An 11,906-nucleotide genomic window follows, 5' to 3' on the forward strand; every position below is an offset into this window, starting at 1 on the left:
TAGGATGGTTATGGCTGATACGCATCTTCCGCCGCGGGTGAACGACGACAAACCGGTTATCTGGACCGTTTCGGTCACGCGCCTGTTCGAACTGTTTCGCGACATCAGCCTGGAGTTCGACCACCTGGCAACCATCACCCCTATTCAGCTTGGTTTTGAAAAAGCGGTGACGTATATCCGCAAGAAGTTAGCCACCGAGCGTTGTGATGCCATCATTGCCGCGGGTTCCAACGGGGCGTATCTGAAAAGCCGTTTATCTATTCCGGTGATCCTGATTAAACCCAGCGGGTTTGACGTGCTACAGGCGCTGGCCAAAGCGGGAAAGCTCACCTCGTCGATTGGCGTCATTACCTATCAGGAAACCCTCCCCGCGCTGCTCGCTTTTCAAAAAACCTTCAATTTGCAGCTTGAACAGCGCAGCTATATCACGGAAGAAGATGCCCGTGGGCAAATCAACGAGCTGAAAGCCAGCGGCACGCAGGCGGTCGTGGGCGCGGGGTTGATTACCGACCTGGCTGAAGAAGCAGGCATGACCGGCATCTTTATCTATTCGGCGGCCACCGTGCGCCAGGCCTTTGTCGATGCGCTCGATATGACTCGTCTGACGCTGCGCAGAAACGGTCCGTACGTTTCCGGCGATACGCTGCGCACCCGCTATGCGCTGGGGGATATGCGCGGTCACTCGGCACAGATTGAACAGGTGCGGCACACCATTATGCTTTATGCCCGTTCGCGTGCACCGGTGCTGATTCAGGGCGAAACAGGCACGGGCAAAGAACTGGCGGCGCAGGCAATTCATCGTGAGTTTTTCACCCGTCAGGAGAACCGGCGCGGTAAACCTTCGCCGCCGTTTGTTGCCGTCAACTGCGGGGCAATCACCGAATCATTACTGGAAGCGGAGCTGTTCGGCTATGAGGATGGCGCCTTTACCGGCTCCCGTCGGGGAGGACGCGCGGGTCTGTTTGAAATCGCCCACGGCGGAACGCTGTTTCTTGATGAGATAGGCGAAATGCCGCTGCCGTTACAAACCCGACTGCTGCGCGTGCTGGAAGAAAAAGAGGTCACCCGTGTCGGTGGACATCAGCCGATTCCGGTCGATGTACGAGTGATTAGCGCCACCCACTGTCATCTGGAGCAGGAGATAAAACAGGGAGAATTTCGCACCGATCTGTTTTATCGCCTGAGTATTTTGCGCCTCACGCTACCGCCGCTACGCGAGCGATTGCCCGATATCCTGCCGCTGGCGGAAGGCTTTTTAAAACAGTCGCTGGCGGAACTGGAGGTGCCGTTTTCTGAACCTGTGCGCAAAGGGCTGGGTCTGAGTCAACCGACGTTACTGAATTATGGCTGGCCTGGGAATATCCGTGAACTGCGTAATATGATGGAGCGCCTGGCGCTGTTTTTAAGCGTCGAGCCGCAGCCGGAGCTGAACGTACAATTCCTGCAGCAACTGTTACCGGAACTGGCCGTTGCTGCTGACGCGCCGCAGGTATCCTCATCGCTCACGCCGCAGCAGGTGCTGGCGCAATTCAATGGCGATAAAACCGCGGCTGCACGATATCTCGGGGTAAGCCGAACCACCTTCTGGCGCAGATTAAAAGAAAACCCGCCGATACAATGACCGGCGGGTATAGTGATTTTTACAGTAGTGTATTATTTTTTCTTGTAGATATTGGCTGTGCCATGGATTTTATTATCCGTTTGACCGGAGGTTAATACCACCACATCGGCCCCTTTCTCTTCTGCTTTCTTCAGCAGCTCTTCTTTAGCGTCTGAGACAGAAACTTCATTACTCGTTGAGATATCACCGATTTTTGTGTACTGCGACTCAACCTTTTCAAATTCAAGTTTTGTCATAAATTCCGCGGCATATGCGTTGGTCACGACAAAAGCTAATGCACCAATAAGTACTTTAATTCCAGTTTTCATAGACCAGCTCCAGGTTTTGTTATTACGCCATCATCGATCCCTGAACATTACATAACGCGATTCAAGGATGATTAATAACTAGTCCAGCCTGGATAAAAAATCCACATTCAGCAGGAATATATAGAGATTTTGCGGCGCAGAAAAAACCGGTCACCGGGTAGCAGTGCGTCAACCTGTTCAAAGTTTCAATAGCCAGTGTGAGTTGATCCTCAGAACAGGCAGCGCACTGAAATTATAGTGTTAACTTTATGAGAATCTGAGGAATTGTTGTCTATGGAACCTCTGCACGCCGTCGTACTCACCGTCAGCCTGTTTGTTTTAACTTTTTTTAACCCCGGCGCGAACCTGTTTGTGGTGGTGCAAACCAGCCTAGCGTCAGGGCGACGCGCGGGCGTGATAACCGGTCTGGGCGTCGCCTTAGGCGATGCGTTCTACTCTGGCCTCGGGCTCTTTGGCATGGCGACGCTTATCACTCAGTGTGAAGAGATTTTTTCGTTGATTAAGATTGTCGGCGGCGCCTATCTGCTGTGGTTCGCCTGGAACAGCATCCGGCATCAGGCGACACCGCAAATGCCAACGCTACAGCAGCCGCTTTCCGCCCCCTGGTATGTGTTTTTCCGCCGCGGGTTATTAACGGATTTATCTAATCCGCAAACCGTGCTGTTTTTTATTAGTATCTTCTCGGTCACCTTAAGCGCAGACACGCCAACGTGGGCCAGGTTGATGGCCTGGGCCGGCATTGTGTTGTCTTCCGTTATCTGGCGTATTTTTCTCAGCCAGGCGTTTTCGTTGCCCGCCGTGCGCCGTGCGTATGGCCGAATCCAACGGGTTGCCAGCCGGGTGATTGGCGCCATTATTGGTGTCTTCGCGCTCAGGCTTATTTATGAAGGTATTAGCCATCGATAAGAGAGTTTAACTTGACCATCGTGAGGTAATTGTCCGTAATACCGCCTGAATTTTTAATCGCACGTTGAGTGGCAGTAAGATGGAACAGGTTGAACCGGTAAACGACACATTACTCCTTACAGAATGGCAGGCGCTGTTACGTCAAACATCACCTGAAGTTCACACGCTCCTGACATCGTTAAGCGATGAAGAGATCCGCCATTTAGTAACCGTTTTTTATGACTATATGCTCTCCCATGCGGAGAGCGCATTGTTCCTCAATACAGAACAGGTCAGTACCCGCCTCAGCGGCAGCATGTTTGACTGGCTGCGCAGCGTACTTGGCAGCGCCCACGAAGATCTCTCACAACTGCTGACCAAACAGCGCAAAATTGGTGTGGTGCATGCCCGTATCGGCCTGCCCATCGATCTGGTTAACCGCGGCGCGCGCAAGCTGAAAGATGAGCTGTACAGGGTGTTAAAAACAAAGGCGGATTCCACTCCCGCCTTGCTGAGCGATGCTATCTGTTTCAGCAGTCTGGCAATGGATACTGCGCTGGAGGCCATGACGGTCTCCTATTCCCCCAGTTTTCAAAACTCTATGCACACGCAGGAGCAGTACCGTCTACAGACTATTTACGATGACGTTAACGTCGAGCGCGAGCGGCAAATCCGTTCGTTTACCGACTGGGAAAACCAGTTTATTTATAACATCGCCACCGGAATGCCTTTCGGTGAGATGGTGTTTCTGGCGAATTCTGACTTCGGTATGTGGTTATCACATAAGGGAAAACATATCCTCGGCAACAGCAATCTGCTGAATAAGATGGAATCACTGATTGCAGAGATCGACAGTCGTCTGACAACAACCCTGTCGCATCAGCATCAGCCGACAGAACCCGAGCGGATGAGCTTATTGCAGGATGTACGCCAGCTATCGGCAAAAATCCATTTCCTGCTCGCCTCAATGTTCGACGCGCTGGTTAAGCAGGAAAATGGTAAAGATTCGCTGACCCAGTTGCTTAATCGCCGCTTTATTCCGACCATCATGCGGCGCGAGATCTCGCTGGCGTTACATACGCGTAAGCCTTTTACCCTGGCGATGCTGGATATCGACTACTTCAATCAAATTAACGATAACTTCGGGCATAATACTGGCGATCTGACGCTCAAAAACGTCGCGGCGGTCATTTACGATCATATCCGCAGCAGCGATTACGTGTTCCGCTACGGTGGCGAAGAATTTATGATTCTGCTCGTCGAGTCAGATGAAACACAGGCCAGTATTATTCTGGAAACGCTGCGTATGAAAATTGCCGAGATGCGCATGGCAGCCTCAGCGACAGAAACGTTTTCTATTACCGTCAGTATTGGTATTGCCGAATATGACTATCATCCCGACTATAAACAGTTGGTTGATAAAGCCGATCGCGCACTTTATCTGGCGAAAAGTAATGGCCGCGACCGCGTTGAGGTTTATCAGGAATAATCGTTGCCCTGCAGAGAAATAAATACCCCGTTCAGGGTATTTATCTGACCTGTGATAAATATCGGGCTGTTATTATTTTTCAGGCATATTGGCATGAAGAAAATAACAGCCGCGTAATAAGATGCAAATCAAATACACCAAATCTGAATAGCGCTAGCATATCCCGGTGATGACGCCTTCTGAATGCAGAAGGGGAAATATGAGGGATACTATAAAACCATGAACGGGAAGATGAGAACGCGCTGGCAGCGCCGCCCAGGCACGACCGGGGGCAAACTGCCGTGGAATGACTGGCGCAACGCCAGCAGCTGGCGAAAAGCCACCCAGTTTCTCCTGCTGGCTATCAATATTTATATTGGCGTGGCGTTCTGGTATTGGGTCCGCTATTTCGAAACCGCCGGCACCAGCGTTTATATTCCAAGGCCCGGCGGTATTGAGGGATGGCTGCCGATAGCGGGTTTGATGAATTTCCGCTATACGCTAGAGACCGGTTTTCTTCCGCCCATCCATGCCGCCTCTATGCTGCTGTTAGTTGCGTTTATCCTGATTAGCCTGTTGTTAAAAAAAGCTTTCTGTTCATGGTTATGCCCGGTGGGGACGCTTTCCGAACTGCTCGGTAATCTGGGGAGAAAATTATTCGGTCGTAACTTTACGCTGCCGCGCTGGCTGGATATCCCGCTGCTCAGCCTGAAGTATCTGCTGCTGGGGTTTTTCTTGTATATCGCCCTGTCGATGCCCGCCCAGGGGATTCAGTATTTTCTGACGTCAGCCTATGGAATCATCATCGATGTGAAGATGCTCGATTTCTTTCGCCATATTGGCTCCGCCACGCTCATCTCCGTGGTGGTTATCAGCCTCCTGAGCCTGTTTATTCGCAACGCCTGGTGTCGTTATCTGTGTCCTTACGGCGCACTGCTTGGTCTGTTCTCGCTGTTCTCGCCGTTTAAAATCCGCCGCAACGCCGACAGTTGCATTGATTGCGGGAAATGCGCGAAAAATTGCCCATCGAAAATCCCGGTAGACAGACTGATTCAGGTGCGTACTGTGGAATGCACTGGCTGCATGACCTGTGTTGAATCCTGTCCGGTGGCTTCAACGCTGAGCTTTTCCCTGCAGACACCGCCGGGTGCAAAAGGCAGCGGTAAAGCGTTATGGCGACAAACGGCACTGTCGGGTATTGCCATGACAATACTGGTACTGGGGATTCTGTTTGCCACCATTGGTTATGCGGTATATGCCAATGTCTGGGATACGCCGGTGCCGGATCACCTGTATTTCCAGTTGATCCCGAAAGCAAAAATGATCGGCCATTAATGCTTTACCAGTATGTTCAAAACCCCTGCCAATTCTGGCAGGGTTTCCTGCCTGTAACGCCATTTTAAGACTATTGCACTTGTGTCATCGTGCCCCCGTTTATACAACCTTAAATATCACCCGTAATCATTTTTTCTATTATGTTATGGGCGACTGGGACCACAATAATGAACGGGATAACATCATGACTAAAATAAAACTGGCGCTGCTTTTACCTCTGTTTCTGGCGGGTTGTACGGTAAGCGATGGAGAATTAAGAAACGCTTACGCTCAGCGTTATCAGCAGCCCGCCGCTTATGTCGATATCTATAAACAGAAAATAGCAGGCATGGATATTAATGCGCTGGCCCAATATGCCGCCGCAGAAGATAAGAAAAAAATGCGTGGGCAACCAAGACTGAAAATCGACGAATTCATTACCATTGAAAATGTGCAGGCGAAAGGAAACCGGGTGGTCTACGATTACTCGCTGTCCGAGAGCTGGCTGGCGCTGTCCGCAGATAAACAGCGTGAAAACCAGACCAATATGAATAAAGACCTGATCTACCGTACCTGCTCGCTGGAAACGGTACGTCTGGCGCAGGCGAAAGGGTTGGAAGAAGAGCATAACTATTACAGCCAGTACCCAGACAAAGTCGCCTTTACCCTGAGAACCAGCGCGCAGATCTGTATGCAAAACGGTTTTACGCAATAACCGCAATCCCCCAGCCTGATGGCGCTGCGCTTATCAGGCCTACAATTTGCACGCATCTGTAGGCTTGATAAGACGCCAGCGCCGCCATCCGGCTAAAAAACGATACTCAGAACTTCCATGAAACGCTGCCGACAATGCTGCGCTCGGCACCGAAGTAGCAGTATGAGAGCGAATTACAAGCTGCAACGTAGCGCTTGTCGGTCAGGTTGTTGACGTTCAACTGAGCGCTCAACCCTTTAATACCGATATTCGTTAAGTCGTAGCCAATTGCCATATCCACCAGCGTGTAGGACGGCAGGGTGTGAGTATTCAGGCGATCGCTGGCAATACCGTTGACATAACGTACGCCTGAGCCCAGCGTCAGGCCATCCAGCGGACCGCTTTTCACATCGTAGCTCAGCCAGGTACTGGCCTGGTTACGCGGCGCGTACACTGCACGCTTACCCTGCTCTTCCGGGCTGCTTTTCTTATAGCGAATGTCGGTATAGGTATACGCCGCCTGCAGACGGAAGCTCTCCGTCAGTTGGCTAATGGCCTCCAGCTCCACCCCTTCAGACTCAATTTCCCCAATCGAGCGGTACGGATCGGTCGGCTCTTCTTTGGTGGCGATATTCGTCTGATTGATACGGAATACCGACGCGCTGAACTGACTGTTGAGTCCTTCCGGCTCATATTTCAGCCCGGCTTCCCACTGCTTGCCTTTCATCGGCTCCAGCAGATTGCCGTTCTCATCGGCAAAGCTGGTTGGCGTAAAGGCGGTGGAATAACTCACATACGGCGCAAAGCCGTTATCGAACAAATAGAGCAGCGCAGCACGGGTGCTGAAGTTGTTTTTGTCCAGATCGCTACGGGTATCGTTGATCTTATCAATGTTAGAAACGCTGACCTGATCGTAGCGACCGCCGAGCGTAATACGCCAGCGATCCCATGACATCTGATCCTGCAAATAGTAGCCTGTCTGGCGCAGCTTGTGCTTCTCACGCGCATACATGTTGATGTAATCAGGCTGCGCGCCGTATACCGGGTTAAAGGCGTCAATCGGCGGGAATGCACCGTAGTAACCGGTGGTATTGTTGCTGCGATCCTGATAATCGATCCCCACCAGCACACGGTGGTTGACCTGCCAGGTATCAAAGCTGCCGTCGAGTTGGTTATCCAGCGTAATCGCTGACATTTTTTCATCGGAGCCGGAGTAGCCGCGGTTAAGCTCGGTTTCATTCAGCCAGCCCGCCGCATACACCTGATTCAGCTCAACGTCGGTATGCAGGTAGCGCAGTTTTTGCCGCACCGACCAGCCGTTATCAAACAGGTGCTCAACGTTGTAGCCCACCATGTTTTCACGGCGATCGTATTTGTCGTAATCATCCTCGCCTTCGTAAAAAGTGTTGGAGATCTTTTGCCCGTAATGTGGAACCACGGTGCCGTCATACGGCAGACCGGAGTGGCTTCCGCCTTCCGGGTCACGGTGCAGATAAGCCATCAGATCCAGACGCGTCTGATCGGTGATGCGCCAGGTCAGGCTGGGCATCAGCGCATAACGTTCTTCTTTCAATGGACCAAACTGCGAGTCTGCGTAACGCGTCATTCCACTCAGTCGTGCCGCCACGCGATCGTTATCATCCAGCGCCCCAGTGACGTCAAACGCCGCGCCGCGCTGGTTATTGTTGCCAGCAAACAGTTTCACTTCTCCGCCGGCATCAAACGACGGCTTACGTGATGTCAGCGCGACAATACCGCCCGGAGAAGAACGGCCATACAGTACGGAAGCCGGGCCGCGTACCACTTCGATATCTTCGAGGAACCACGGATCGACCACCAGCGAGCTGTGTGAGTTGGTGTCCCCCATCATCTTCAGGCCATCGAGATAGACGTTGTCTAGGCTACCATCCGAGAAACCACGCAGCACAATATAGTCAAAGCGGTTGGAGGCACCAATCTGATTGCTGTACACCCCCGGCGTATAGCTTACGGCCTGGCGCACGCTGGTGGCGCCCTGCTCTTCAAACTGTTCACGGGTAATGATCGATACCGACTGAGGCGTTTCAAGATCCGGCGTGGCGAGCTTCGTGGCCCCGCTTTGCATTTGCGAGGTGACAACCACCGTATCGTTTTTTGTTGTTTCCTGCGCCAGCAGAGGAAAAGCCACGCTACCGGTCACCCATCCCACCACTAGCGCCAACCGAGTCTTCGCGAACATGAATATCTCCAAAGGCATGTCTAATTGTAAGTGAGAATTATTACCTTTTTGCTAACGGAGATAGCTATGCAGGATGCCAGGTTGCCTATGCGCAGTGCCAAATTGTCGGGAAGGCACGTGCGCAAAACGTAAAAATGGATTAGCAAAGTTTGAGCACATCGCCAGGCGAAAAGCCGTAACGACGCCGAAAAGCGGTGGAGAAGTTGGTAGCATGTTGATAACCCGACATCCAGGCCGCCTGCTGTACGCTGTATCCTTCCAGTAAATAGCCGCGCGCGCGTTCCAGACGGCAATCACGCAGGTAGTCAAAGACGGAACAGCCATAGGCCGCACGGAACTTGCTGCGCAGGCTGCTGGGGCTCATCGCCGCGCGTTGGGCCAGGGCATTGAGGGTGTAGTCATTCTCGGGACTCTGCTCCAGCAGACGACGAACGACCTCCAGCCGCTGCTGTTCACCGCTTGCCGCAAGCCGCTTGCCACTCTCGACCTGACACACGCTGAGGCCATGGCCGAACAGTTGTAATATCAGCCCTTCCAGCATCAGTTGGCGAGAAACATGGCCGATCGTGCTCCGCTGCGCATACTGCAGGCCGCTGAGTAAAAATCCCGGCACCTGCCAGATAAGCGTCGGCGTTTCGCATCTTTCCCACTCACGCATCAATGATTCGAGCAACCCCGTGCGCCACGCGCCGTCGGGATACAGACCGAGCGATAACGTGCGCAGTTTGCAGTCAGCATGATGGCGGGCACGCATCGTCTGATGCTCGCTCAGGCGTGAGCTAAACGCCATCCCGGAACGCACCACATGCTCCTGCCCGTTGAGCGTCAGGATGACGCAGCCTTCCAGAACCACCAGCATATACAGAGGACTGCTGTGGCGGGAGGTGGTTTCGTAGGGTTGAAGCACCTGCACATCAGAGTGCGTGACACACATCCCGCAGGGGAGCGTCATCTCCTCAACCTCACCCTGCAGAACGGGGCTGCAAGACGACAAATCCGGCTTTTGCGCCAGCAGAGGAAAGCGGTAATCGATCCCGTAACGCTCACCAAAATCCATAAACTCGCTGACGGAGAAGGTGCGGGCTACGCGTCTGGACGTATTCAGGGCGGTGGTGTTGTTCATGCTGTCTTCTGCACAGGAAATGGGATTAACGGTTGATAACTGAAACAACATTACCATTACCTGTACAACACAACAATAATAATGAGAATTATTATCAACATGACGGATGCGATTTCATATCGCGCTGGAGAACGTCATTCCCGATATTCTTCTCGCGCAGCTCATCAGGCAACATTGACACCTGATGAGCTGCGGTCTGTGAGCCATATGCAGCTCAACCTTTCTCACTGTCATAAACGGGCACGTCAAACGCACCACGATACCCGCCGAGTTTGTACTCTACTTATTATGCTGAATTTCAGGCTGGTTTTCTTCCACCTGGAACACCGCCACAGCCTGGGATAGCATTGCCGACTGCTCTTCCACACTGCCTGTCGTGGCGGCTATCTCCTCAACCAGCGAGGCGTTTTGCTGAGTCACTTGCTCCATTTGCGTTACCGCAACCCGGATCTGTTCGATGCCGCGACTCTGTTCCCCTGAGGCTCCAGAGATATCTTCCATTAAGACATTAATGTTGCGTATTGCCTTCGCAATATCCGCCATCATGGCGCCACTGTTTTCGGCTATCTCTACCCCTTCCTTAACGCTAATTGCCGCTTTGGCAACCAGTTCACTGATTTCTTTCGCCGAGGAGGCGCTGCGCTGGGCAAGCGTTCGGACTTCACTCGCCACAACGGCAAACCCACGCCCGGACTCACCAGCGCGTGCAGCTTCCACCGCCGCGTTTAATGCCAGGATATTGGTTTGAAAAGCAATACTATCAATAACATTGGATATTTCGTTCACGCCTTGCGCATTACGGCTGATCAGGTGAATTTTCTCAACCATATCACTCATTAAACGCTCGCCACGCAATGCCATTTCCGTGCTTTCGCTGGTCATGACGGATGCCTGATGTGACTTATCAGTATTATTTTTTGTTGTGACTGAAATCTGTTCCATACTGGCCGCCGTTTCAACGACTGCCGCAGCCTGCTGTTCCGTTCTGGTTGATAAATCGGAATTACCGGAAGCAATTTCCTGCATACCGATATTAATAGACTCAACGCCATCGCGAATAGTGCTGACAGTCTCCCGCAGGCCTTTTTGCATATTATGCAAATTTAAGCACAGTACGCCGATTTCATTGTTACCCGATACCTTAACAGGATGGCTGAGATCGCCCTTACCAATCCGCGCAAAATGTTCAGAAACGATTTTTAAAGGCTGAATGATGGTCCGGTTCAACCAGAAATTACAGATAAAGAAGATAAGTACCGTAATGACCAGGATCACGGATACTTTCAGGATCGAGGTATTAAACTGAACGTGTGTTTGTGCAACGATCTTCTCACCAATCAGCATTGTTGATTTGTAATAATTCGTCACTTCGTTATCGAAATTTTTGCGAGCCGCGAGCAGTTCCGCATTAGCATTTTCTTGTGCATTAATAATACTGTTGCTGGAAAGCATCTGATTTAATGTATCAATAGACTTTTGCTCAGCATTCATTTGTTGCTCAAAAGCCGGTGATGCTGCCAACTTACTGATTTAGTGTATGATGGTGTTTTTGAGGTGCTCCAGTGGCTTCTGTTTCTATCAGCTGTCCCTCCTGTTCAGCTACTGACGGGGTGGTGCGTAACGGCAAAAGCACTGCCGGACATCAGCGCTATCTCTGCTCTCACTGCCGTAAAACATGGCAACTGCAGTTCACTTACACCGCTTCTCAACCCGGTACGCACCAGAAAATCATTGATATGGCCATGAATGGCGTTGGATGCCGGGCAACCGCCCGCATTATGGGCGTTGGCCTCAACACGATTTTCCGCCATTTAAAAAACTCAGGCCGCAGTCGGTAACCTCGCGCATACAGCCGGGCAGTGACGTCATCGTCTGCGCGGAAATGGACGAACAGTGGGGATACGTCGGGGCTAAATCGCGCCAGCGCTGGCTGTTTTACGCGTATGACAGGCTCCGGAAGACGGTTGTTGCGCACGTATTCGGTGAACGCACTATGGCGACGCTGGGGCGTCTTATGAGCCTGCTGTCACCCTTTGACGTGGTGATATGGATGACGGATGGCTGGCCGCTGTATGAATCCCGCCTGAAGGGAAAGCTGCACGTAATCAGCAAGCGATATACGCAGCGAATTGAGCGGCATAACCTGAATCTGAGGCAGCACCTGGCACGGCTGGGACGGAAGTCGCTGTCGTTCTCAAAATCGGTGGAGCTGCATGACAAAGTCATCGGGCATTATCTGAACATAAAACACTATCAATAAGTTGGAGTCATTACC

General features: G+C 51.9%; 10 protein-coding genes. 6 read left to right on the top strand and 4 right to left on the bottom strand.

Annotated features, from left to right (window positions below):
* Window positions 1-10 precede the first annotated feature (10 nt).
* Entirely contained in the window at window positions 11-1,621 is a 1,611-nt protein-coding gene (prpR, locus tag OGV65_RS05095) for a propionate catabolism operon regulatory protein PrpR (RefSeq protein WP_286454678.1), read from the top strand.
* A gap of 32 nt (window positions 1,622-1,653) precedes the next feature.
* Here prpR and yahO read toward each other — a convergent pair whose 3' ends face one another.
* Window positions 1,654-1,929 (bottom strand): DUF1471 family periplasmic protein YahO, encoded by a 276-nt coding sequence (gene yahO / locus OGV65_RS05100; RefSeq protein ID WP_016151944.1) that lies wholly within the window; start codon window positions 1,927-1,929, stop codon window positions 1,654-1,656.
* A 273-nt stretch (window positions 1,930-2,202) separates the two neighbouring features.
* Here yahO and OGV65_RS05105 point away from each other — a divergent pair, with 273 nt between their 5' ends.
* The 4 genes from OGV65_RS05105 to OGV65_RS05120 all read left to right on the top strand — a co-directional run bounded on the left by OGV65_RS05105 (window position 2,203) and on the right by OGV65_RS05120 (window position 6,311).
* Window positions 2,203-2,835 (top strand): LysE family transporter, encoded by a 633-nt coding sequence (locus OGV65_RS05105; protein WP_016151943.1) that lies wholly within the window; start codon window positions 2,203-2,205, stop codon window positions 2,833-2,835.
* Window positions 2,836-2,914: 79 nt separating this feature from the next.
* Complete coding sequence (locus tag OGV65_RS05110; RefSeq protein WP_286454679.1) at window positions 2,915-4,303, top strand: diguanylate cyclase; 1,389 nt, start codon at window positions 2,915-2,917, stop codon at window positions 4,301-4,303.
* 219 nt (window positions 4,304-4,522) lie between these two features.
* Window positions 4,523-5,617 carry a 4Fe-4S binding protein gene (locus tag OGV65_RS05115; RefSeq protein ID WP_047499123.1) on the top strand — a complete coding sequence of 365 codons (1,095 nt, stop codon included), beginning with the start codon at window positions 4,523-4,525 and terminating at the stop codon, window positions 5,615-5,617.
* Between the two features lie 184 nt (window positions 5,618-5,801).
* Window positions 5,802-6,311, top strand: coding sequence for a hypothetical protein (locus OGV65_RS05120; protein WP_286454680.1), 510 nt, complete (start codon window positions 5,802-5,804; stop codon window positions 6,309-6,311).
* 106 nt (window positions 6,312-6,417) lie between these two features.
* Here the strand turns inward: OGV65_RS05120 and foxA are convergent, their stop codons facing one another.
* The 3 genes from foxA to OGV65_RS05135 all read right to left on the bottom strand — a co-directional run bounded on the left by foxA (window position 6,418) and on the right by OGV65_RS05135 (window position 11,122).
* Window positions 6,418-8,526, bottom strand: a complete 2,109-nt coding sequence (gene foxA / locus OGV65_RS05125; protein ID WP_103847871.1) for a ferrioxamine B receptor FoxA — start codon at window positions 8,524-8,526, stop codon at window positions 6,418-6,420.
* 121 nt (window positions 8,527-8,647) lie between these two features.
* On the bottom strand, window positions 8,648-9,631 hold the full coding sequence (locus OGV65_RS05130) for a helix-turn-helix transcriptional regulator (protein ID WP_032931274.1): 984 nt from the start codon (window positions 9,629-9,631) through the stop codon (window positions 8,648-8,650).
* A gap of 279 nt (window positions 9,632-9,910) precedes the next feature.
* Window positions 9,911-11,122, bottom strand: a complete 1,212-nt coding sequence (locus OGV65_RS05135; RefSeq protein ID WP_286454681.1) for a methyl-accepting chemotaxis protein — start codon at window positions 11,120-11,122, stop codon at window positions 9,911-9,913.
* A 71-nt stretch (window positions 11,123-11,193) separates the two neighbouring features.
* Between OGV65_RS05135 and OGV65_RS05140 the strand changes: the two genes are divergently transcribed.
* Window positions 11,194-11,891 (top strand): IS1-like element IS1B family transposase gene (locus OGV65_RS05140; RefSeq protein WP_095033700.1). Its coding sequence is split into 2 segments (ribosomal slippage): window positions 11,194-11,443 and window positions 11,443-11,891, totalling 699 coding nucleotides; the frame shifts between segments, so codons are not numbered across the junction.
* The last annotated feature ends 15 nt before the right edge of the window (window positions 11,892-11,906 follow it).

It is taken from the genome of Citrobacter sp. Cb004, from assembly GCF_030337065.1.
GTDB lineage: Bacteria > Pseudomonadota > Gammaproteobacteria > Enterobacterales > Enterobacteriaceae > Citrobacter > Citrobacter braakii.